Genomic DNA, 23615 nt, shown 5'->3' with positions numbered 1-23615 from the left:
GGTGACTCACCTTGAAAACAAAACATATGGAACAGTTATCCACTGAGTTACTCACTGAGTCTTATTATAAAGCAAAAGAACTAAAATTAAATCCCGACTTCATTTTACTTATAAAACAAGAAATCATTAGACGCTCATTAGAGGACAAGCTTGTCAAATCTTCTTGATTACATATAAAGTGAAAGTTTAATCAGCCCGTACCAATCAAACAGTTACAGGATACATTATTGAATGCCCTGTAAAAAGAGCCATCCTACGATGGCTCTCGAATAAACAAGTACTCCCATCTAGGGGATTTCATCATTAAGTATCTTTGCCCATAACTCTTACTTACGGTTATAAAAGCTTTTCTTTATTTATGAGCTAATCGAGTAGCTATTTTTTCACCAAGACGCAGCTCTTGTCCACTCTTTAATTCCTGCACTACTTCTATCATATCTTTTTCAAACAATAACACAACTGTTGAACCAAATGTAAAGTATGCCATTTCTTCACCTTTTTGAACAGTGTCTCTCTCATGCAAAAGCTCAATACTATTAACAAACATGGCCCCTACTTTTACAAGAGCCATATGTTCGCCATCACTGCTTACTTCTGTAACAGAACGATAATTTTTTGACAGCGGTTCTTTCCCGTATTCCATACCAGCTGCATTTACCGGATACGATTTTCTACCGAGTACAAATCTTTCAGTCACAGAACCAGAAAGCGGACTATGAATGCGATGATAGTGACTTGGACTCAAATAAATTACCATATATGTACCGCCTGCATATCGCGTTGCACGTTCTTCATTACCTAGCATATCCACAATTGAATAGCGCTTTCCTTTAATGTCAAATGTTTTTGTATCCTCAATAGGACCATGATCTGCAAAAACACCATCAACAGGACTAACGATACTCGATGCATCTGTATCAATACTACGCTTTCCTTCTTTTAGCTTACGCGTAAATAATTCATGCAATGTTCTATATTCCTTCAAACCCTTTTCCATCTCATCTTGATTAATTTGAAAAACTTTCGCATACGATGGAATAATGATAGAGCTCAAACGAGATTGTGCAAATTTACGTAATATATAAGAAGTAAAGCGACCATTTGTAAGTTCTATCATAAGTCGATATAATGTACGTCGCAAATTGCGAAACCCCCTAATCAGTCTATAACTTTAGTTTTCCCTTATTTTCTTTCTATATCATACGTAAAATTGGTTCTTATTCCCACATATCATATAAAGCAGCCTTATTATACATACAGAAAACTAAGTATGGTATTATTCTTAAATTATTTAGCACCTTCTAATATTACAGATAGAATCCGTCATTTTCAACAGTGAACATGTATTTCTTCTTAGCATAACGCGTTTTCTTTTCTTATTTACAATAAGAAAAGCAGCCTATTTTAAAATATGGCTGCTTCTAATACACTTTACTCTTTCGCTTTTTTCTCTTTCTCTGCCCTTACAAACTCGTGGAACATTTTCATTAAAGCACGCTTTTCGATCCGTGATACGTAACTTCTAGAAATGCCAAGCGCCTTAGCGATTTCCCGCTGTGTTTTCTCCTTATCTAGCCCAAGTCCAAAACGTTTCACAATCACTTCTTTTTCTCTTTCGTCTAAAATATCGATATACTCTTTAATTTTTTCTAACTCCATACTAAGCTGAATCATATCAATTACATCTTCAGACTCTGATTTTAATATATCAATAAGCGATATTTCATTGCCCTCTTTATCTTGCCCGATCGGATCATGAAGTGAAACATCTTTTTTCGTTTTCTTTAGTACACGTAAATGCATCAAAATTTCATTTTCAATACAGCGTGCTGCATACGTCGCAAGCTTCGTTCCCTTTCCTGCTGAATAGCTCTCGATCGCTTTAATGAGCCCGATCGTACCAATTGAAATTAAATCTTCTGCATCTTCTCCTGTGTTCTCAAATTTTTTAACGATATGAGCTACAAGCCGTAAATTATGTTCAATTAAAAGATTTCTCGCTTGAGCATCACCTTGCTCCATTAACTCTAAGTACTTTCTCTCATCATCTGATGATAACGGCTGCGGAAACGCATTATTTTTCACATAAGAAACAAAGACAAACACTTCTCGAACCATATATCCAATTGCGGCGAATAGACTCAAACCTTTCACCTCCGCCAAAATAGTGGTCTTTATTATGTGTATGTGGGCTTGAGGTTGTTTGTGTCTGTACAGTTTATTTATAAAACTCAACACTTCCAACATTTAAAATATTTTATTGTTATATTATAATTATATAAAATTGTTATTTATATATGAATATGCTATTAAAGGGGAAACTATTCATGCTTACATTAGATCGATTATTAAATGTAACAATTTATTTAGGGGTATTTTTACTTTTCATTTCGTTCATTACTTTTGTTATTAAGAGAGGGCCTGATTTATTATTTTTTCAATTTGGAATTTCTTTGTTTTTTGGAGCTCAAATTATAATTGGAATGAAATTTTTTCATAATTATGGTTTCTCCTTTCACTCAAAACTAGAACTACTTATCTTTATTTTCTATGTAATTGGATTTATTACATGTATACTACTGTTCTTTAACTTTCAAAATCCGTATCGAATTTTTTTATTAATTTGTAGTTTTTTATTTTTAACTGGATCCAATTATTACTTTAAAGAAACATTAAATTTTAGTAAAAAAACTCCAAAGCAACATAAAACTTTTTTAAGTACACAAGAAGACTCTTTTCCAAAAGAAGTCCGTAAATTTTCAGAGGATTACAATAACATAATAAGGAATGATTTTTATGAAATACCGATGATTCCTACTGAATTACAGATTACAAGCAAAAAACATTCTTCCCATAGTACATCTTTCTTAGTTGAACTTTATAATAGCGAGAATGAAATTACTGATGACTCTGTACAATTAACTCCATCAGACCGTTTTTATATACTGTTAAATACACAAAAAACAAAAATATCAAAAATAGTATATGAAGGGCAAAATTTTTTCACATTAACAGTCACACTAAAGGCTCTTAATTTACAGCAAGAACCAGAAATTCATAATATGTTTTTAGAAATAGATAAACGTAGAGCGATGAATCTTCTTAATTTTGAAATTAAAGCCCATACTAAAGAATGGAAAGTAACATTTAAAAGTGATAATTCTTCTTCCAATCTTCCTATCACATTTAATTTTGAAAAACGAACAGGCAAATTATAAAAATAAAAAGAGTTATTTTCTTTGAAAAATAACTCTTTTTACTTTACTTACTCCAAATATTTCTCCCCGTTTGGGCATCAATATAACGAATTTCCCGACTACAATCAAAAGGTTCTTTATGTTTTTCATCTGTCGTTTGTTTATACAGTAGTTTGTATTTCGTTTCCTCTGCATCATGATCTACAAACCATTCTAATTTAACTCGGATAGCCTCTCTGTATATTTCTAACGCTTTTTCTTTTGTTACTTTTGGTGTTGTTTCATATGTAAGTAATTCTTTTATAAAGTTGCCAGACTCTCCAGAGTAGTGCATCACAGCACCATTTTCTGCATTGATGTTGATCATAATATATTTCCGCTCTACATGAATGTCATTTACATAGATTGAAAAGGAAAACCTCTCTATCCCCTCTTCCTCCTCATAATTATCCCAAAGTTGAACATACTTTGTCGCATCTGGGATAATATGCTCTAAAAATTGAAGTGCCTTGCTTAAACATTGCTCTCTCGATAAGATTGTTTTCCTTTTTTTCTCATCCTTCCACATAAAAAAAGAAAGCAATTGATTTGTTTCTTTATCTAGAGTAATTACAACGAATTCATCATGTTTCAACATTGGAAAATGTTTTTTATAAAACTCATCCATTGAATATGAATCCTTCTCTTCTATTTCTTTTTGTAATTCTTCTTTTAATACAAATTTTATCCGGACTTCATCCTCATCTACTTTTTCATCTATTTTGACAAACTTCTCCTTGTCCCAATCAAATAAATCAAACACATCTTTTTTTTGACTACTCTTTAGCGGTTTATCAACAAGTACTGTAGAAGGTAATTTATAGTGTTCTGGCCCATATAAATCTTTACCTGTACTTGCATCAATAAACGCATGACTAGGCTCTGGTTCATATACAAGATGGTACCCTTTTACTTCTTCCCCGTTTTCATACTCACATGAAGAGTATGTTAAATCTACAAATACAAGTCTCATATCTTGTCTAGCTTTCAAATTTTCTAAAACGATATTCTCCCCAACAATTTCACTTGGCCATAACGGTTTTTTCTCTATGGCTTTTTGTCCATTGTAATGAAAATGCACAACATTACCTGAAGGGTGCACTCGCACAACACACCCAGTATTCGGCAATGGATAGCTATTCACTTCTTGCATATAATTTACTTCTTTCCAACCGCGCCTGTCGTCCTTAACCGTTACATATGTATAGAATTCATATCCTTCTTTTGTATATTTTTTTAAGAATGTATTTGCAACCTCTCTTGCTTTATTCTCCTCTATCGCTCCCTTATCACTCGAAAAAGAATTTCCATCATCTATCCTAAATTCAATTAAATTACCAGTATGTCTATTTAATGTAATTTGTATCTGTTTCTCCTCATCATCTTTATGTCCCCACCATAATAGATGATACGGGTCATCAACCCCTTCTTGATCATCTACAACAAGCCTATATTCATCTGGAATTTCAATAATATGAGCTACGTGCTCTTTTCTTTCTTTATCTTTTTGATTCACCATGCCCTCTCCTTTGTTACAATTTAAGGTAATTATAACAAAGAAAACCAAAACTTATTAACAAAAAAAAGACTAGAGATATCTCTAGTCTTCTACTTCGTCTCACGGTGTAACGTTACTCGCTTTAATCGTGGACAATATTTTTTTAGTTCGATACGTTCTGGATTGTTTCGTTTATTTTTTTTAGAAATATAATTACGATCACCGCACTCCGTACAAGCTAATGTAATATTTACACGCATAGGTAATTCTCCTTTCTTTCAAAGATCGCAAACTAAAACGTAATGATTACGATTTATATATTATAAAACTTCATTCTATTTGTCAATTGCAAAAACAAGAAGATTCCATTTAGAATCCCCTTGTTTTTATAGTTAAATAAATTTTATTAAAACGATTCGTATGTAACAAACTCACTAATTGGCTTTCGATATCCTCTTGGACGAACTTTAGTCGTATCACTTTTCCCTATCGTAATCATTAAAACAGGTATTACATGCTCTGGCATATTTAATTCACTTTGTACTGCTTTTTCATCGAAACCAATCATTGGACATGTATCATAGCCATAATATTTAGCTGCGTACATAAAAGTCATCGCGCTTAACGAAGCATTTCTAATCGCTTCATCCTCCATGAAACGCTCTCCTTTTCCTTCATATAAACCTTTCGTTTGCCTAATTGTATCTTCATATTCGCATTCATCAATCATCTTTAAAACTTTCATACCGAAGTAAATATTTTCAACATTTTGGTATGCTCTTTTATCACCACAAACGAGCACTACCGCTGATGCACTCGATACTTTATATTGACCGAACGCTAATTCTTTTAATCTTTCTTTTCGCTCTTGATCACGAATTACAACATAATGTGTGTGCTGCAAATTATAGCAAGATGGAGAAAGCTTAGTTAACTCAAACATTTTTTTAAAATCCTCATCAGGGATTTCTATACCTTGTATAAATTTCATTGCAGAACGTCTAGCAATTGCTAATTCTTCAAAGTTCACCATATATCCTCCTTAATAACTATAAATTTAAATATACATTAATTTATACAAATAGATAAATCAAATAAAAACACTTTAAATCCGAATAATAATTATGATTAACAGCAAAAAAGACAAAAAGCTGAAACAATTAGTTCATACGAAATTCACACGAATCTATTACTATAGAAATTGTACATAGTGAACTTATTAACAATCACGTTTATTTATATAGAATCTTACTCGAAAGGAGTTGAAAGTATGAAAACTAAATATCGCTTTATGATCTCATCATTTGCCGCTTGTGCTTATATGATTTGGTATTTAGTATAATAACAACCTCACTTGTAAATAGGAAAAGGTGTGTATATAAAATGGAATATAATCAATCAACAGTTAACTACTGGAAAGCTTTTGTATTACCATATACATTTGCTTTAGAAGAGTTAAAAACTAAATTTGAAATTATGAACCGGGAAGCTCAATTTTTAGAGGATTACAACCCGTTTGAACATATAAAAACAAGACTAAAACAACCTGAAAGTATTATTAAAAAGCTGGAACGTAAAAATTTATTACCGACAGTTGAAAATGCTCAAACGCATTTACAAGATATTATTGGTATTCGTATTACATGTTGCTTCGTAGAAGATATTTATCATTTAAAAGAAGTCATTCAAAAGCGTGAAGATATGGAAATCATAGAGGTAAAAGATTATATCGCTAATCCAAAGGGAAACGGTTATAAAAGTTTACACATGATTATTAAATATCCTTTATCACTGAATTCTGGTACAAAAGATGTATTTGCAGAAATTCAGTTACGTACACTGGCAATGGACTTTTGGGCAAGTTTAGAACACAAACTTTATTATAAATATGAAGGGAAAATACCGGAGTATTTAAAAGATGAACTACATGATGCAGCAATGAAAGCTGAAGATCTTGATAATAAAATGGCCACAATTCGTCAAGATATTGATGATATTGAGGCATGCTCAAATCAAATTATGCTACCACTATAAAAAAAGGTTCTCGCCAATGAGAACCTTTTTTTATACCATTTTTTTGGAGATGTGACTCCCACACTTATTAAAGTTTCACGTTATTTTTTCTCTATCGTGCGAACCTCTTCAATCTTCCATTTCTCATCTTCTTTTCCAAGAGCGTACTGTACTTTCTTTTGAAGAGTGACACTATCGTCTACTTCCTTTTCTTTCGTTTCAACAATAACATACCCTACTTTACTAGCTTTCATATCTATATGTTCCAATTCAATCTTCTTATTTCCCTTTTGAAATGCGGCTTCTTTTTGTGTTTTTAAGTCTTCAGCACTAGGCATCTTCTTTGAAAATAACTCCATATGTTCTGCAAGATTTTTTTCATTCGTCGTTCGCACAAATGTAGTAATAACATCTTGAATAGATTTCTCTTCTTCTTTTGTTATTTGTACCTTTTCCTCAGTTTTTTTAGTAGTAAATTTTTGTTCTACGTTATTCTCTTCTTGTTGACATCCAACTAGTAATACTACAAATACTAGAAGGAATCTTAATTTCCTAAATATTTTTTCCATATTCCCAACTCCTAAAAAGAAAAGTGAGGCATTTCGCCTCACTTTCGCTCTTAATTAACGTCTTCCTTTATTCGGATCGCCACCGCCAACAATATCAAAGACACGTTTCGCTATATTTGTATTCTCTTGAACGCCTGAGAATAAGTATTTACCTGGACCAAATGCATACACGTTCACATCTTCCCCTGTATGTCCACCAGTTGTCCAGCCTGTAACCGAGCGCTTATTGAAAATATCTTCAATTGCATTATCAATCTTTGTTACATCTTTTGACGGAGCTATATCATTTACAGCTTGAATTTCTTCTGGAGTTAATTGTAAATCAATATACTTTTTCAATGTTTCTTCTACATTTGCACCTTTTGCAATCTCATTTGCCATAAAGTCTGGTGTGCGTTTTGCAGCTTTAATTGGATCTACTTTAAAGTTATACTCGCCATTGGCCCCTAAAGATAATCCACCTGTAGCGTGGTCTGCCGTTGCAACAACTAACGTATTTTTATCTTTTTTCGCAAACTCAATCGCTGCTTTGAAAGCTTTTTCGAAGTCTTCCATTTCACTCATTGCACCAACGATATCATTATCATGTCCAGCCCAGTCGATTTGACTTCCTTCCACCATTAAGAAGAAACCATTTTTATTTTTGTTCAAACGCTCAATTGCTGCATTAGTCATTTCTTCTAATGAAGGTGTTTTATCATTACGATCAATCATTTTATCTAATCCACCTGGTGCAAATAAACCAAGAATTTGATCATTTTTATCATTTAACAATTGATCTCGATCCGTTACATAGCTATAACCAGATTTCTTAAACTCTTCTGTAAGATTACGATCTTTTCTAACAAAGTTCTTTACGCCGCCGCCAAGCATAACATCTACTTTATGCTTCCCTTTAATTTTCTCATCAAAATAATCATTTGCAATTGCGTCCATATTTTTACGGCTAATGTCATGCGCACCGAAAGCAGCTGGTGTTGCATGTGTAATTTCAGAAGTTGCAACAAGTCCCGTTGATTTCCCTTTTTCTTTCGCTTGCTCAAGAACCGTTTTCACTTCCGCTTTATCATTATCAACTGCAATTGCAGCATTATATGTTTTAATCCCTGCTGACATAGCTGTTGCTGCTGATGCAGAGTCTGTAATATTTTCATGCTCATCTTCTGGGTATGTTTTTTGTGTTCCTACAAGATGCTTATCAAATTCTGTAGATTCCATTTCAAAGGTTTTTGGATTATCTTTCATATAACGGTGAGCCGTCATATATGAAGGGCCCATACCATCCCCAATTAATACGATAACATTTTTAATCTTTGCATTGCTTCCGTTCTCATCTGCATTAACCTCACTAGAACGAGTAAAATTCCATGTTGCTACCGAAGTAACTGCTAATGATGCCACAACTGCAAATGGCCATGCTTTTTTCACAAACTTTTTCACTGTCTTGTCCCCCTAATTAGGTTATTCATTTCCCACTATCAAATTTAATGGAAGACTATTAAGAGAAAATTAGCTGTATGTAAATTTTTTGTTAACTTATGTAAATATCAGTTATAATTTGTATAACTTTGTCTCTTCGTATCAGCCATCCTGCCCTTTACAATTTAAATATAAACAGGTTGGATTTCATTTAACGTAAATCTCTTTTTTTTACATTTTGACTCTATTTTTATGAAATTAAATAGAAATGCGGTGAGCCTTTATGAAAATAGTAAAGCTAAATGAGTCTTTTATTTTTGAATTACTTAATCTTTGCAAATCTGTTGGATGGTTACACGATGAAATTTTTATGAAAAAGCAATTCGAAATGTATCTTTCTATCGGCACACTTGTAGGTTATATTCATGAAAACAAACTCATTGCGACTGGAGGAGTATTTCCTTTTACAAGTAACTTCACTTCCATTGGTATGTTAATCGTTCACCCTAATTTTCAAGGACGAGGAATAGGGCGCATGTTGCTAAATCATTGCTTGGAACAAATTCATCCAAAACAACCAATTGCACTTATTGCGACAAAAGCTGGCGAACCTCTATACACATCATGTGGATTTCAAACAGCAACAACAATTCATCGTTTTGAAAAGCAAACTACTAAGACATATCCTTCTCACTTACAACAAGTACGAGAAGAAGACCTTATATCTCTTACTTCTCTTGATCAAATTGCAACTGGTGTGAATCGTTCTCTACTTTACTCTTTGCTATTACCAAGGGCCATACACGCTTTTAAAATTGAAAGAAATAACCGTATAGAAGCTTTTTCATTATGCATACAAAAGGGCAATATATTATGTATCCATCCACTTATCGCCAAGCAAGAAGAAGATGCTATTCAATTATTAAAAAAGATATGTGAATGTTGGAATGGTATAGTACGAATTGATGTCCCACATTCACAATTTATATTTCGTAAATTTCTTCAAACAGAAAATTTCCAAGAAACGCTCCTTTCACCTCTTATGATAAAAAATGGTAGCCAACTTCCTGGAAATCGTAATATGCTATTTGCTATGATAGATACAGCGTTATGTTAGAAAGGAGACACCTAATTGAAGCGATTTAGCTATTTTATGGTAGGTTGTCTTACTCTTACACTATTAGTAGGATGTAGTGCAGCAGAAAAGCCAGTAGAACAAGTAAAGCAAGTAAAAAATACAATTACAGCTAAACTAGCTACCGAGGAAAAAATGGTAGAAATAGATGGTCAAACCATTTACTTTAAAAAGATTGGTAATGAAAAACCACCTTTACTTATGATTCATGGCTTTGGAGGGTCATCAGATGGTTTTCAAAAGATTTACTCCGATTTAGCAAAAGATCATACAATTATTTCTGTAGATGCTTTAGGATTCGGGCGCTCATCTAAGCCAATGGATTTTTATTATTCTTTTCCAACTCATGCAAATTTGTATTATAAATTAATGAAAAAACTAGGGTATGATTCATTCGCAATACTGGGGCATTCCATGGGGGGAGAAATTTCTCTAAATTTAACATATTTATATCCTGAAGCAGTTACTCACCTTATTTTAACTGATGCTACAGGTGGTCCTCATACATTCGTTACTAAACAAGGCTCACCAAAACCACAATTGCCGACTGATTTAAATGCCGTTTCTTCTATTACTGATTATGATGAGAGCAAAGTGAAATTCAAACGTAACGATGAAGAGCATTATAACAAAATGAAACTATGGCCTAGACGTCTTAAAATTAATGCGAATGAAATGAAACAGCCGACTTTAATTATATGGGGCAGAAATGATAGTAGCGTTTCTTGGAAAGAAGGAGAAACGTATCATCAATTCTTAAAAAATAGCACTTTACATATTATTGAAAAAGGTTATCATGCACCATTTCGCCAAGAACCACAAGAATTTGTCGGGTATGTACAAGACTTCTTTAAGAACAATCCGATCAAAGTTGAAAAATAACATAAACGGGTATCTCATTTTGAGATACCCGTTTTCATATATTAAGCAGCTTGCTTTTGGCGTTTTTGAGTTTTTGATCCTAATACTTTCGGGATAACAAAGCCATCCATTCCAAATTTCCCAGCGTTCATACCGGCAACAAGAACAAACATAGATAAGATAACCATCTCAGGGTTCACACCAATTGACCCACTAAACATATAGGAAAAGTTCATTACAAGACCAAAAAAGACCGCTGTTTTTGTTAAACAGCCTACAATTAAACCAATTCCGACTAAAATTTCTCCCCATGTTACAAGCGTATTAAACAAATCTACATTTGGAATTGCAAATTCTTGTAAGAATGATGCCCACCAAGATTGAACAGCCGGTTGTGCACCTTTAGATTTTTCAATTGCGCCTTGCAAATAACCTGTTGCATCGAATCCTTTTCCTTGTAGTTTACCGATTCCAGCCATTAACCATGTGTAACCAAGATATACTCGAATTACTGCTAATACAAAAGAAACTGCTTTGTTTTCTCTTAAAAATTGAATAACCATATCTTCCTCCTAAAGTTGTAATTAAGTTAGTTACAGTTAATATAATAACATTAGTTACTTATTTTTCAAATGTTAATTATGAATAATTCATGACATGTGTATGAAACATTAAAAACTAACGTTTATATAGTAACTTTTATTACCTGTAAAAACTTGAACATATCATAACACAGGTGATAATCATTTTCATTGAAAAAAATGTAAAAAAAATGTGAGTTAAATGTGAAACACGTTTATTCGAATATAGAATAAACGTGTTTCATACTAATTATAGAATCGAAATGTATGTGTCTCCTCATCAATTAAACTCGCTTCTTGAAACGCTTCTTCTAACGTTTTCCCATGGTTAATAACCCCATAAAATAAGCGTATAGTAAACATAAGTGCTGCATTTCCATCTACATAATCAATCGATCCAATATATGATTTTGCACCACTATGTAAAAAAGATTTTGCAAGTTTTTGCTCCCCTAATGTGCACCCGCTATTTACAATATGTGTATTATGCAATTTTGCATATTTATAAATTTCTGCTTTACCAAAATACCCTCTCGGTTCATCTTGTTCATATACTTCTTCGCCTAACTCTTCCATGACAAACTTCCCTTCTTCACCATGAAAGCAAAAAATAATATAATTAATATCGTTAAATAAGTTCTTTCCAGAAAGAACTTCCACAAAATCTTTCGGTCTACCAATCCAATATGTCACAACTCTTGCACCAAAATACTCAAGAGATGCTCGTATTGATTGCGCCTCTAAATCCGAATTAAAACCAACTACTAATGCAATATTCAACAAACAACCTCCATCCTATAATCAGCCCTTATCAATCAGACTTTTATGGGATAAATCCATTTCATATATACCTGTTTCTTTCAAAAAATCTGATCTAGTTAAAACGACTTTCTGTAAATATTGCCTATATGCTGTAATTGTTCCATCGTGAGATACAATGGAAATTCTTTCCGCACCCAGTTCATAACACCAAAGAAGAAATTCATCTACTATTTGCTGAAAACTATTCTCTGAAATAGTGTTTATACCTTCCTTCCATAACTGATTATTTGAGCTTTTCTCTATCGAAAAATGCGGAAATAACTTTGTTATCATTTCCTGATCTACTATATAATCGCACGGTAATGTTTTCGCTCCTTCTCGATAAGGAAAAATACGCGGAGATACATATGGATGGACTATTTTTTGACAAGCTACTTTCGCACTCCATATTGTCGCCGTTTGTAAAGTTCTAAGTGTAGGACTAACAATTAATATATCCGTTTCTTGTAATGATACATCACGTTGAAGTAATTTAGCTTGAGCCTTTCCTACTCTCGTCAATGGTGGGTCAAACACTTGTAAACTTTCTGTTAAATCCGTTGTATGTTCACCTTCACCATGCCGAACAAAAACGATTTTCATATTCAGTCTCCTCTTACTATAAAATCCTCACACATATTTCTTCCCTATTGCATTCTTTATTCCTGCTGTATAAAAACCGATATGTAAAAAATGTTTGACACGAAGGTTTGTAAAACATTACAATATTACATGTAAAATACTTTTTACACCGAAAGGAGAATTACATATATGAAATGGATAATTGTCTTTATTGGAATGATTATATGGGGATATATAAACGGCTTCTTTAGTAGTGATAAAACTGCTAATCCTTGGATTACAGATGATGAACGTGAAACAAAAATTAAACAAAAAGCAATTACGGCAAGCTGGTCCGGTGTTTTTATGTTTTGTACCATTAGCCTCTTAAATAAATGGTTAGGTTTAAGCACAAATGATAAATCACCGTACTTACCAGACCCTATCGCAGCTATTTTAAAGGCAAATGTAGAGTTACAAGTTTTACTCATGCTATTTGTTATGTATGGAATATTTTACTTACATTATCGAAGAAAATTAAGTGCCTAACTTCTAACTCATGATTATCCTCCTAATTGGTTATAGTAATCATGACAAAATGAAAGGAGAGATATAAACATGAGTAACTCGAATGAATTTTTAGATACACTACATGAAAAACAAGCAAAAGATGAACAAAATAGAAAGCGCCAAGGGAACGGAAACCCAGCGAAAAAAAAGCCAAATAAAACACATAAATAACAGTGAAAAACTGCCTAAAACAATCTTTTAGGCAGTTTTTTATTCTTCTTTCACCGAGATAACATTTTCCCAATTCCATTTCTCATAATACCACTCTGGTATATCTACATTTTCAATCCACTTTTTTTCATGTTTTCCATCACTATGAGCTATCCATATATTAGCTTTCTTACGATCTGAACGTATCCATATTAATTGATTGCTCTTCTTCATGAAAATTGGATGATAATCGCCTTGCTTATTAGATGACTTTGTAATTTGATATTGTTTATCGCTTGTGCTATTTATCTCATATAAAGATGGGAATGGCCTTTTTTCTGGCAGAGTTTCAAACCCTCCCTCTTTTGCTCGTGAAACGATAATTACATTATCGTTCTTCCATGTAAAATCCCAATCCACATATCCTTTCGGCGTAAATGTTTGCTGCTGGAGTGCTGGCAGTTCTTTTATTTTTAAATGTTTATTCTCTAATGCAACTCTCCCGCTTCCTTCAATATAAGCCAATATGTTTTTTGATGGCGCCCATTTGAACCATTCTGTATTTAATAGCATTTGATCTACTATTTCAAACCGACTACCATCTGCTCGAACTAAGCAAAGCGTATTACTATCAGCTGACCATGAAGCTGTCGGTACCGCTAAAAATGAAATCCACTTTTGATCTGGTGACCACTTAAAGCCACTTGCTACTAGCGATAGAAAATCATCATGTTCATTTGGCAATGCATACAAATGCTTCATTTTGTGAGGATTCATATGTGCATCTTTTTGCACTTCATATAGCTGAGCCCCTGTCCATCCTGTTGGAAGTAAGTGCGCTTCAGAGGATACAAGAAAGTTCTTTCCATCAGGATACCATGCATAATCACCCACACCAGCCGATACATTTTCAAAATCTGCATTCTTTTTTTCTACATCAAATGTATTCAATGTACCTGTAAATATAAATGCAATTATATTTTCTGTTGGTGACCATTGATAATTCGATGCTTCTGAGTGAAACGGCGTAACTTTCTTTCCATCTTTCAGCCGATATAACTCAAGAATATTTTGTTTCTCCCCTTTTACATATGCCAGCCATTCTCCATCATGTGACCACTTTGGCCCTGTTATGTTCTCTCCTTTTGTAAGTTGTTTTTCTTTCCCATCAACTTTAATCCAAAGGTTATGATGACGAATAAAAGCAACTTTCACACTATTATTTTCTGCGCTAGTAATAGCGATAGAACATAAAAACATAAACAACACTACACTACCACTTACTATTAGCCTTTTCATACCATCACTCCATTTCCCTCATAGCATTCCTCACTTTCTTCCTACAATATGTGAAAAATATCGATTCGACATAATCAGAAAAAATTTCCCAAGAAATTTTCAATTCATAGAGGATTGGTATGAATTATGTCGAAAGTATAGTTTAGCCAACATTTATATTTATAAGTTCTAACTAAAATGTAAGATTTCATTTCTGAATATTGGCACTTTTTATTAGGGGGAGTATCAATGAAAAAAACTACATCTACACTATTAAGCATGGCGCTTGTCTTTTCTAGTTTTGGAGCTTTAAGCACTCATGCTGAATCACTACAAAAGGAGAAGCAATTTAGTCCACAATTAAAAACAACGATTGAACAGTGGGGAGAACATAAAATTGCTCAAAATGTTGAAACGAAAACAACAAAAGAAATATCAGTAATTGTAGAATTGCAACATGCACCTCTCGCTGCTCAAAGTAATATTCAGCATGCTCCAGATTTACAAAATAGTAATGCGCAGTCTTATCATGCTGAGCTAAAAAAAGCACAAGAAGATACGACTAAGAAAATAAAAGAAAAAGCACCTGGTGCAAAAATTAAAGAAGTGTATAATACGTTATTTTCCGGATTCTCTATTTCAGTTCCTGGAGATCAAATTACCTCTCTTGCCTCTTTACCTGAAGTAAAAGCAGTCTATCCGAACTTAACATATAAATTGCATGAAACATCAAAAAGTACTACTAACGAAGAAGCACCAAATATCGGTGGACCGACAATTGGTGCACCTGAAGCGTGGAATTTAAAAGATCCATCTGGCAAAACGCTTGATGGAAAAGGCATGAAAGTAGCCATTATCGACTCTGGCGTAGACTATACACACCCTGACTTAAAGGCAAATTATATCGGTGGATATGACACGGTTGATGAAGATAGCGATCCAATGGATGGTAACGTACATGGTACTCATGTAGCTGGAATTATTGCGGGTAATGGAAAAATTAAAGGCGTTGCTCCAAACGCTTCTATTCTAGCCTATCGTGTAATGAATGACGGTGGAACTGGTACAACAGATGATATTATCCAAGGGATTGAGCGAGCGATTCAAGATGGTGCGGATGTGTTAAACCTCTCCCTTGGGCAGGATTTAAATGTACCTGATCAGCCTGTAACATTAACGTTAGAACGAGCAGCGAAACTTGGTGTTACTACTGTCGTTTCAAATGGAAATGACGGACCAAAACCTTGGTCTGTTGATGCTCCCGGTAACGCAAGTAGTGTCATTTCTGTTGGAGCATCTACGGTTTCTATCCCGTTTCCAACATTCCAAGTAGCTGGTTCCAGCAAAACATATCAAGGGTTACCGTTATCAAAATCCGATTTTCCAATAGGAAATGATTCCCCTCTTGTATACGTTGGTTATGGCAATCCAAGTGATTATGCAAAACAAGATGTGAAAGGGAAATTCGCACTTATTTTACAAGGTACTTCTAGTACATTAGTAAAAGCAGAACAAGCGAAGCAAGCTGGGGCACTTGGTGTGTTATTAATCTCTAGCGAAAAAGAAATTAATATGATGCCGGAATATTTTTCACGTGAACATCTAGCTGTCCCAGTAATGCAATTATCAAATACAAATGGGGAAGAATTAAAAACTTTAATTACAAAACGAAAGAAAAATATAAAAATTGGACAACCAAAGCAAACAGAACTTATCGGTAACTTTAGTTCAAGAGGACCATCACAAGGAAGTTGGCTAATAAAGCCTGATGTTGTTGCACCTGGAGTACAAATTACTAGTACAGTACCGCGAGGCGGCTATGAATCGCATAACGGAACAAGTATGGCTGCTCCGCAAGTAGCTGGAGCGGTTGCCCTCTTGCGTCAAATGCATCCTGATTGGACGACAGAACAATTGAAAGCGGCTCTTGCTAACAATGCAAAAACATTACATGATGTCAATGAAAATACATACCCTATTATGGCACAAGGATCAGGTTTAATTAACATTCCGAAAGCAGCTCAAACAAATGTATTAGTAAAACCTAACAATGTCAGCTTTGGTCTTATTAAGCCAAATAGCGGAAAAGTAAAACTGACGCAAAATGTTACATTACAAAACCTTTCTAGTAAAAAGAAAAGTTTTTCAACTCGTGTGGAGTTACTAGATGCAAACACAAACACAAAAGTAAAAGCTTCTGTCCCTTCATCGATTAGCATTCAACCGAATAGTAGTACCGAAAAACCATTTACTATCACTGTAGATAGCTCACTACCACAAGGTGTGTATACTGGAAATGTATATGTAAAAGAACAAGGGGCAAAAGAAGAAATTCGAATTCCATTCACATTTAGTATCGATCCTAAAGATTATAAACGTATCGATGGACTTGAAATTATTAATTCTACTTTTAGCCCAAATGGCGACCAAGTACTAGATGATAATCTCATCAACTACTATTTAGTTGCGCCTGTGGATGATGTAACATTGCATGCAAATTTAGTTACGAAAGAACGTGTAACGTATCAAGGGATTATCCATCAAGCTAAAAATGCAACTCCTGGATACAAACCTTTCAAATGGAATGGTACAAAAACCGATGGAACTCCTTTAGCTGACGGGCTATATCAAATCGAAGCAGTTGCTTCTAATTCTGGCGGAGAAACAAAACAAACAGCTGCTGTATTTCTTGATCGAACTGCACCTAAGTTAACATACGAAGTTGACCAAGAAAATCTCGTAATTAGAGGAAAAGTTGATGATATTCTACTAGATTGGATGTCAGAATCTGGTTGGATAGCACCTGGTATTCCAGTGAGAATGCAATATGAAATTAACGGAAATGGTGTATGGGACCAGGCATTCCTGAACCCTTGGGAGAAAAGCTATGACATTTATTTCGATCGTACTCAATTACAAGAAGGAAAAAATACTATTCACATTGTAGCAACTGATGCAGCTGGCAATACCTCTAATTTAACTGTTAATTTAGAAGTGAAATAAAGTGAAACTTTAATCAGTAGAGATTTCGTTCATCCCCACTGATTATTACCCTTCACCAATCGGGAGTTACGGGCAGTTAATCTCCCATCTCACTTCTTTGCTCCAACCGAATTTTGAGGTAGGAATTTTACTGCTCATTAACACGGGATAAAAAATTTTTGTTGACAATTTTTTTAATATAGTTTTATAATACAAAACATAGTTTAGTTGAACGAATTATATATCGGCTTTGAAGGAATACTAGTAGCGACTTATATCACTGTCTCAGAGAACTGATGGTTGGTGCGAATCAGTACATATACAAGCGTGAATTACAATTCTGGAGCTTCTTTCCCGTAATGCTTTTTATGCATGAAGAGAAAGACGGATCTTTCCGTTATCGTAAAGTGAGTGGTAAACAATTAGTTGTTTACAAATAGGGTGGTACCGCGATTTTTATCGTCCCTATCGGATTTTCCGATAGGGACTTTTTTGCGTCCATCCTCTTACACAATTTCATATATACGCGTTGAAAGAATCGCAGTAGTATCTTATATCCCTGTTACAGAGAGCTAATGGTCGGTGGAAATTAGCACATATATAAGTATGAATTACAATTCTGGAGCTTCTTTTTCGTAGTGCTTTTATGCATGAAGGAAAAGACGGAATTTTTCCGTTATCATTAATTGAGATGTAAGTATATTTTCACTTACAAATAGGGTGGTACCGCGATTCTTTCGCCCCTATCGGATTTTCCGATAGGGGCTTTTTCTATTTCTCACAGAAACAGATGTTAAATAATTCCGAATCTTATGATAAAATTTTATAAGCGCTTACAAATAATGAAGGGAGGTGATACAAGCTATACGAAATCGATATTCAATTTTATAGAAAAAAAGGAGGATGTCTAAATGACAAAGAAAACAGAAATTCCATCGCATTTAAAACCATTCGTATCCACACAACATTATGATCAATACACACCGGTGAATCACGCTGTGTGGCGTTACATTATGAGACAAAATCATAGCTTCTTAAAAGACGTTGCTCATCCAGCCTATGTGAACGGACTACAATCATCTGGTATTAATATAGATGCAATTCCAAAAGTAGAAGAAATGAATGAGTGTTTGGCACCAAGTGGCTGGGGCGCTGTAACGATTGACGGACTTATTCCCGGCGTAGCATTCTTCGATTTTCAAGGACACGGATTACTACCGATCGCAACAGATATTCGGAAAGTAGAAAATATCGAGTACACACCAGCTCCAGATATCGTACACGAAGCCGCAGGACACGCACCGATTTTACTTGATCCTACATATGCAAAATATGTGAAACGTTTTGGGCAAATTGGTGCAAAAGCTTTCTCTACAAAAGAAGAACATGATGCATTTGAAGCTGTTCGTACATTAACGATAGTGAAAGAAAGCCCTACTTCTACTCCTGATGAAGTTAAGGCTGCTGAAAATGCTGTAATTGAAAAACAAAACTTAGTTTCTGGTTTATCAGAAGCTGAACAAATTTCACGTCTTTTCTGGTGGACAGTAGAATATGGATTGATCGGAAATATAGATGATCCAAAGATATATGGTGCTGGTCTCCTTTCTTCTGTTGGCGAAAGCAAACATTGCTTAACAGACGCTGTAGAAAAGGTTCCATTTTCTATCGAAGCATGTATAGGGACAACTTATGACGTAACAAAAATGCAACCACAACTATTTGTTTGTGAATCCTTTGAAGAATTAACAGATGCGCTTGAAACATTTTCTAAAACAATGGCCTTTAAAACAGGTGGAAAAGAAGGTTTAGAAAAAGCAATTCGCTCTGAGAACTATGCAACAGCTGAGCTAAATAGTGGATTACAAATTACAGGTACATTTAGCGAGACAATTGAAAACGATGCAGGTGAATTAATTTACATGCGAACAAATTCGCCAACGGCATTAGCGCTTCATAATAAACAGTTAGCAAATCATTCTACTTCTGTACACAGTGACGGATTTGGAACACCGATTGGATTACTCACTGAAAATATTGCATTAGAAAATTGTACAGACGAACAACTACAATCATTAGGAATTACAATTGGAACTATCGCTGAGTTTACTTTTGCAAGTGGTATTCATGTAAAAGGAACAGTAACAGATATTGTAAAAAACGATAAGAAAATTGCTCTTATTTCCTTTATCGATTGCACAGTTACTTATAACGCCCGCGTTTTATTTGATGCTTCATGGGGCGCATTTGATATGGCTGTTGGCTCACAAATCACTTCAGTATTCCCAGGTGCCGCAGATGCCGCAGCATTTTTCCCAATGGATGAAGAAGTTCACGAAATTCCTGCTCCACTTGTACTGAATGAACTTGAACGTATGTATCAAACAGTTCGAGATATTCGAAGTGAGGGGATTTTACACGACGCGCATATCGATCAATTAGTAGCAATTCAAGAAGTATTAAATAAATTTTATGCGAAAGAATGGTTGCTGCGCCTTGAAGTATTAGAGTTACTTTTAGAGCATAACAAAGGGCATGAAACATCGGCAGCATTACTACATCAACTTTCTACTTTCACAACTGACGAAGCTGTAACACGCCTTATTAACAATGGTCTTGCGTTACTTCCAGTAAAGGATGTGAAAAATGATGCTAAGATTAACTGAAGAACAAGTTCACGAAGAATTATTGAAGGTAGATAAATGGATGGTAAAAGATGAGAAATGGATTGAACGAAAATATATGTTTTCCGACTACTTAAAAGGAGTCGAATTTGTCTCTGAAGCCGCCAAACTATCAGAAGAACATAATCACCATCCATTTATCCTTATCCAGTATAAAGCAGTTATTATTACTTTGTCATCTTGGAATGCAAAAGGTTTAACGAAACTAGATTTTGAGCTTGCAAAACAATTTGATGAACTATTTTTACAAAACGAAAAAGCAATTATAAGAAAATAAAAGGAGAAGCCTTTTTAGGCTTCTCCTTTTATTTTGAAATGGATACAATGTCCAAATGGATCCTCGACTTGTAATATTCCATCTTTGTACGTAGCAATCTTGCCAATATTTTTTAAGCTTTCACATACTTGCTCTTTTTGTTTTTCATTCGCTAGTACAACTGTGAAATATTTCAAACCAACAGAACCTGGCATTTGCGGTGGTACCCCTTCACCTTGCCATGTATTTAAACCGATATGATGATGATAACCACCTGCAGATACGAACAATGCTCCATTACGAGCTGGAATCGTTACTTCAAAACCAAGACCATCAACATAGAAACGTTTCGCTTCCTCTAAATCAGCTACATGAAAATGAATATGCCCCATCACAGTACCAGCTGGAAAGCCATTCCATGTACTTCCTTGCTGTAATAATTCTTCACCAGCTAACGGGTTACTAACAAATGGGAGTTCTCCATTCTCATCACGCCAAACTTCTTTTTGTCGATCATGATAAATTTCAATCCCGTTTCCATCTGGATCAGCTAAATAAAGAGCTTCACTAAAGTAATGATCGGCTCCGCCATGTAGTGGATATACCATCTCTACAAGATGACGAAGAACATTCGCTAAATCCTGTCTACTTGGTAATAAAATTGCATAATGATATAACCCTGTTCTTCCTCTTTGCTTCGGAAAAGCTTCTTTCTTTTCTTCAATGATAAGAAGTGGTTCATCATTTTCATTCCCAAATGTAACGACTGCTTCTTCTTCTCTTAGCACCTTCATACTTAGTACTTCCGTATAAAACTCTAGTGATTTCTTTACATTAGATACGTATAAATGAACAACATCAAGTGTTGTATCGGGATGAAGTTGAAAACTCATCTTGTTAGCCCCCCCATTTAAATTAGTTCTTTTTTGACATTTTTTCTTTTAAGAAATTATCTACAAAACCATCAGCTTTTGCAACAAATAAGTATGCACCCATTGCTAATAATGCAAGTTCTAATTCGAAACCAGGATTTTTTCCATCTCCCAATAAACCAGCTGACCATTTCACTTTTACGATTGCTCCAACCATAACAAGTGCAAATAATAATCCAATATATCTTACACCTAAACCTAGAATTAATAATAGACCTCCAACTAATTCAAACGTTGCTACACCGTATGCAAGTCCTCCTGGTAAACCAATACTTGTAAACCATCCTGCAATATTGTCAATTCCTGATTGGAATTTTGTTAAACCGTGCATGAAGAATGTTACCCCTAACACGATACGAATAATTAAGTTACCAATATGTTGATTCATTTCATTCTCTCCTTTATAGTTTTCTCATACAAAACTTTTATTTACATTACAAAACATACACTAATTTTTTTTATTCGTCAATTCATTTTCACTGGGAAAAAATATATTTTTTTTGCTATGATACAAATAGTTGTTTACAAAAAGGAGCTTGATTTTATGAATATTGGTTCTGCAATACGTGAAATTCGTCAACGTAGAGGCATAACAATTGCACAAATTTGCGAGGGAACAGGTCTTTCTAAAGGATTTATGAGTCAGGTTGAAAATAATAAAACATCACCATCTATCTCAACTTTAGAAACGATCTCCAATTTTTTAAACGTTCCCCTTCCCTATTTATTGTTAGAGCAAAAAGATCGATTAAAAATTGTCAAAAAAGAAGAACGGAAATACAGTGTATACGGCAAAGATGAGCAAAGAATTGAACATGTTGCGGAGCAAGGGGGCCTTCGCCTATCTTTAGTAGAAATCCCTACTGGATTCCCGAAAGAAAACTCACCAAATGCCCATGAAGGGGAAGAATGTCACCTTGTATTACGCGGAAAACTAGAAGTTCAGCACGGTGAAGATATTGCAATTGTAGAAGAAGGTGATTCTTTCTCATGGAATGCATGCGTTCCTCATATTGTTCGTAATATAGGAGAAGAAACTGCATTATTACTCATCTCTAGTTATGCGGAAAATCGAAAACGTGTTTATTAAATAATAAAAAAAAGAAGCCTGTTAAACAGGCTTCTTTTTTATCCCCTTATAATTCCATAACTTGTCCCAACTAGTACAGTCTTTTCATGCTGATTGCGATAAACTGACTCGATTGAAACTTTTTTATAGCCTTCCATTTGCTCAACATTTGTTAAAGTTAGTTCACAAGTGATCGTATCTCCTGTGAAAACTGGTCTAATAAACTCACTTACTAATTCTCTTGCTATGTAATGTAACTCTTCTCCCACTTTCGTCCCAATGCTAGCAGTCAATAAACCATGAACCATTAATCTTCCATTTTCATCGTATTCCACATGGTGTCTACCTTTATCACCGGTAATATTTGCAAATTCAAAAACTTCTTCCTCAGTAAATCTTCTTTCATATTTAAATACATCCCCAGCTTTTACACTCATTTTTATCCCCCTAATAATAAACAGAATTTTCTTTTATTTTATCATAAAACGAGCCTCAATCCATTCTCTATTATCAAAAGTCTCAAAATTACCTCGCTATACTTTTTTACTTTCCATTCATTTATCGGTGACCATCTCTTTTCGCGACTTGGTATCCATAATACGCACATGTTCCATTTCTCGATAGCTCTCTAACTTCAAATCCACAACTTCTATAAAAATCAAAATTGTTCGCTGATGTATGCGCAAACCAATCACCGTGGGGAAGTTTTTGCAGGCAAAGAGCTACAAGCTTCTTACCTAATCCCTTCCCTCTATATTCACACTTCACAACTAAATTTACTATGTTCGCAATCATAATTCCATCAGAAATGACTCTAACCATCGCAACCATCTCTTCCTCATCCCAAATTGTGAAAGCCCATGTTGAATTTTCGAATGCTATCGTAAATTTTTCAATTTGCCAAGAAGGGATATTATCATTACTCCAACCAGCATCTTCAAACAAAGCTTTAATTGCATATGCTGGTACGCTACTCGTTCCCTCACGAATAATAAGTCCATTATGATAAATGTACATGTA

Annotated in this window: 26 protein-coding genes and 2 other annotated features; of the genes, 11 read left to right on the top strand and 15 right to left on the bottom strand. The window is 34.4% G+C overall.

Going from position 1 to position 23615, the window contains the following annotated elements; all coding sequences use genetic code 11:
- Positions 1–11: 11 nt before the first annotated feature.
- Positions 12–167 carry a sporulation histidine kinase inhibitor Sda gene (sda, locus tag IBT51_RS03830; RefSeq protein WP_000850094.1) on the top strand — a complete coding sequence of 52 codons (156 nt, stop codon included), beginning with the start codon at positions 12–14 and terminating at the stop codon, positions 165–167.
- Between the two features lie 185 nt (positions 168–352).
- Here sda and IBT51_RS03825 read toward each other — a convergent pair whose 3' ends face one another.
- Both IBT51_RS03825 and sigK read right to left on the bottom strand, forming a co-directional pair.
- Positions 353–1141, bottom strand: a complete 789-nt coding sequence (locus IBT51_RS03825; RefSeq protein ID WP_001255000.1) for a phosphatidylserine decarboxylase — start codon at positions 1139–1141, stop codon at positions 353–355.
- Positions 1142–1431: 290 nt separating this feature from the next.
- Positions 1432–2145: an RNA polymerase sporulation sigma factor SigK gene (sigK, locus tag IBT51_RS03820; protein WP_000051382.1), complete on the bottom strand. Its 714-nt coding sequence runs from the start codon at positions 2143–2145 to the stop codon at positions 1432–1434.
- A gap of 152 nt (positions 2146–2297) precedes the next feature.
- Between sigK and IBT51_RS03815 the strand changes: the two genes are divergently transcribed.
- The gene (locus IBT51_RS03815; protein ID WP_088022816.1) at positions 2298–3218 is read left to right on the top strand and encodes a hypothetical protein; all 921 of its coding nucleotides are present in this window, start codon (positions 2298–2300) and stop codon (positions 3216–3218) included.
- A gap of 43 nt (positions 3219–3261) precedes the next feature.
- On the opposite strand, the gene IBT51_RS03810 is transcribed toward IBT51_RS03815, so the two are convergent.
- From IBT51_RS03810 to IBT51_RS03800, 3 genes are all read right to left on the bottom strand, one after another.
- A complete protein-coding gene (locus tag IBT51_RS03810) occupies positions 3262–4755 on the bottom strand; it encodes a YcdB/YcdC domain-containing protein (protein ID WP_200458075.1) in 1494 nt (497 codons plus the stop codon).
- Positions 4756–4844: 89 nt separating this feature from the next.
- Positions 4845–4994, bottom strand: a complete 150-nt coding sequence (gene rpmG, locus IBT51_RS03805; protein ID WP_001265617.1) for a 50S ribosomal protein L33 — start codon at positions 4992–4994, stop codon at positions 4845–4847.
- A gap of 146 nt (positions 4995–5140) precedes the next feature.
- Positions 5141–5767 carry a nitroreductase family protein gene (locus IBT51_RS03800; protein ID WP_200458076.1) on the bottom strand — a complete coding sequence of 209 codons (627 nt, stop codon included), beginning with the start codon at positions 5765–5767 and terminating at the stop codon, positions 5141–5143.
- Positions 5768–6117: 350 nt separating this feature from the next.
- On the opposite strand from IBT51_RS03800, the gene IBT51_RS03795 reads away from it, so the two are divergent.
- A complete protein-coding gene (locus IBT51_RS03795) occupies positions 6118–6768 on the top strand; it encodes a GTP pyrophosphokinase (protein ID WP_000456213.1) in 651 nt (216 codons plus the stop codon).
- Between the two features lie 80 nt (positions 6769–6848).
- Here IBT51_RS03795 and IBT51_RS03790 read toward each other — a convergent pair whose 3' ends face one another.
- Together IBT51_RS03790 and IBT51_RS03785 are read right to left on the bottom strand one after the other, a co-directional pair.
- Positions 6849–7316, bottom strand: coding sequence for a hypothetical protein (locus IBT51_RS03790; protein WP_053563631.1), 468 nt, complete (start codon positions 7314–7316; stop codon positions 6849–6851).
- A gap of 54 nt (positions 7317–7370) precedes the next feature.
- Positions 7371–8756: an alkaline phosphatase gene (locus IBT51_RS03785; protein WP_000714908.1), complete on the bottom strand. Its 1386-nt coding sequence runs from the start codon at positions 8754–8756 to the stop codon at positions 7371–7373.
- Between the two features lie 262 nt (positions 8757–9018).
- Between IBT51_RS03785 and IBT51_RS03780 the strand changes: the two genes are divergently transcribed.
- Both IBT51_RS03780 and IBT51_RS03775 read left to right on the top strand, forming a co-directional pair.
- A complete protein-coding gene (locus IBT51_RS03780) occupies positions 9019–9852 on the top strand; it encodes a GNAT family N-acetyltransferase (RefSeq protein ID WP_000706702.1) in 834 nt (277 codons plus the stop codon).
- A gap of 15 nt (positions 9853–9867) precedes the next feature.
- Entirely contained in the window at positions 9868–10752 is an 885-nt protein-coding gene (locus tag IBT51_RS03775) for an alpha/beta fold hydrolase (RefSeq protein ID WP_000819813.1), read from the top strand.
- Positions 10753–10793: 41 nt separating this feature from the next.
- Here the strand turns inward: IBT51_RS03775 and IBT51_RS03770 are convergent, their stop codons facing one another.
- From IBT51_RS03770 to IBT51_RS03760, 3 genes are all read right to left on the bottom strand, one after another.
- Positions 10794–11294 (bottom strand): DoxX family protein, encoded by a 501-nt coding sequence (locus IBT51_RS03770; protein ID WP_000236608.1) that lies wholly within the window; start codon positions 11292–11294, stop codon positions 10794–10796.
- Positions 11295–11558: 264 nt separating this feature from the next.
- Positions 11559–12095, bottom strand: coding sequence for a hypothetical protein (locus IBT51_RS03765; RefSeq protein ID WP_025118463.1), 537 nt, complete (start codon positions 12093–12095; stop codon positions 11559–11561).
- Positions 12096–12113: 18 nt separating this feature from the next.
- A complete protein-coding gene (locus IBT51_RS03760) occupies positions 12114–12716 on the bottom strand; it encodes a phosphoglycerate mutase family protein (protein WP_088022818.1) in 603 nt (200 codons plus the stop codon).
- A gap of 168 nt (positions 12717–12884) precedes the next feature.
- On the opposite strand from IBT51_RS03760, the gene IBT51_RS03755 reads away from it, so the two are divergent.
- Both IBT51_RS03755 and IBT51_RS03750 read left to right on the top strand, forming a co-directional pair.
- Positions 12885–13223 (top strand): hypothetical protein, encoded by a 339-nt coding sequence (locus tag IBT51_RS03755; RefSeq protein ID WP_053563627.1) that lies wholly within the window; start codon positions 12885–12887, stop codon positions 13221–13223.
- A gap of 69 nt (positions 13224–13292) precedes the next feature.
- Complete coding sequence (locus tag IBT51_RS03750) at positions 13293–13415, top strand: DUF4023 domain-containing protein (protein ID WP_000071866.1); 123 nt, start codon at positions 13293–13295, stop codon at positions 13413–13415.
- Positions 13416–13454: 39 nt separating this feature from the next.
- On the opposite strand, the gene IBT51_RS03745 is transcribed toward IBT51_RS03750, so the two are convergent.
- The gene (locus IBT51_RS03745) at positions 13455–14693 is read right to left on the bottom strand and encodes a TolB family protein (protein ID WP_197234390.1); all 1239 of its coding nucleotides are present in this window, start codon (positions 14691–14693) and stop codon (positions 13455–13457) included.
- Positions 14694–14921: 228 nt separating this feature from the next.
- Between IBT51_RS03745 and IBT51_RS03740 the strand changes: the two genes are divergently transcribed.
- From IBT51_RS03740 to IBT51_RS03730, 3 genes are all read left to right on the top strand, one after another.
- The gene (locus IBT51_RS03740; protein WP_200458077.1) at positions 14922–17675 is read left to right on the top strand and encodes a S8 family peptidase; all 2754 of its coding nucleotides are present in this window, start codon (positions 14922–14924) and stop codon (positions 17673–17675) included.
- Between the two features lie 220 nt (positions 17676–17895).
- Positions 17896–18124, top strand: a binding site (T-box leader).
- A gap of 50 nt (positions 18125–18174) precedes the next feature.
- Positions 18175–18402, top strand: a binding site (T-box leader).
- A gap of 163 nt (positions 18403–18565) precedes the next feature.
- The gene (locus tag IBT51_RS03735) at positions 18566–20320 is read left to right on the top strand and encodes an aromatic amino acid hydroxylase (protein ID WP_000163188.1); all 1755 of its coding nucleotides are present in this window, start codon (positions 18566–18568) and stop codon (positions 20318–20320) included.
- The gene (locus tag IBT51_RS03730) at positions 20301–20615 is read left to right on the top strand and encodes a 4a-hydroxytetrahydrobiopterin dehydratase (protein WP_000979553.1); all 315 of its coding nucleotides are present in this window, start codon (positions 20301–20303) and stop codon (positions 20613–20615) included. The genes IBT51_RS03735 and IBT51_RS03730 overlap by 20 nt, the downstream gene beginning before the upstream one ends.
- 14 nt (positions 20616–20629) lie before the next feature.
- Here IBT51_RS03730 and IBT51_RS03725 read toward each other — a convergent pair whose 3' ends face one another.
- The gene (locus IBT51_RS03725) at positions 20630–21487 is read right to left on the bottom strand and encodes a VOC family protein (RefSeq protein WP_000009848.1); all 858 of its coding nucleotides are present in this window, start codon (positions 21485–21487) and stop codon (positions 20630–20632) included.
- Between the two features lie 22 nt (positions 21488–21509).
- Positions 21510–21914, bottom strand: coding sequence for a DoxX family protein (locus IBT51_RS03720; RefSeq protein WP_001071553.1), 405 nt, complete (start codon positions 21912–21914; stop codon positions 21510–21512).
- Between the two features lie 156 nt (positions 21915–22070).
- On the opposite strand from IBT51_RS03720, the gene IBT51_RS03715 reads away from it, so the two are divergent.
- Positions 22071–22616 carry a helix-turn-helix domain-containing protein gene (locus IBT51_RS03715; RefSeq protein WP_001020693.1) on the top strand — a complete coding sequence of 182 codons (546 nt, stop codon included), beginning with the start codon at positions 22071–22073 and terminating at the stop codon, positions 22614–22616.
- A 38-nt stretch (positions 22617–22654) separates the two neighbouring features.
- Here IBT51_RS03715 and IBT51_RS03710 read toward each other — a convergent pair whose 3' ends face one another.
- Positions 22655–23032, bottom strand: coding sequence for a hotdog family protein (locus tag IBT51_RS03710; protein ID WP_000111564.1), 378 nt, complete (start codon positions 23030–23032; stop codon positions 22655–22657).
- Between the two features lie 121 nt (positions 23033–23153).
- Positions 23154–23612 (bottom strand): GNAT family N-acetyltransferase, encoded by a 459-nt coding sequence (locus IBT51_RS03705; protein ID WP_000276127.1) that lies wholly within the window; start codon positions 23610–23612, stop codon positions 23154–23156.
- Between the last annotated feature and the right edge of the window lie 3 nt (positions 23613–23615).

Origin of the sequence: Bacillus sp. S71 (assembly GCF_016625265.1) — a bacterium.
GTDB classification, from domain to species: Bacteria; Bacillota; Bacilli; order Bacillales; family Bacillaceae_G; genus Bacillus_A; species Bacillus_A cereus.
Note: the sequence above shows the minus strand (reverse complement) of the source record. Positions and strands in the feature narration are given on the sequence as shown.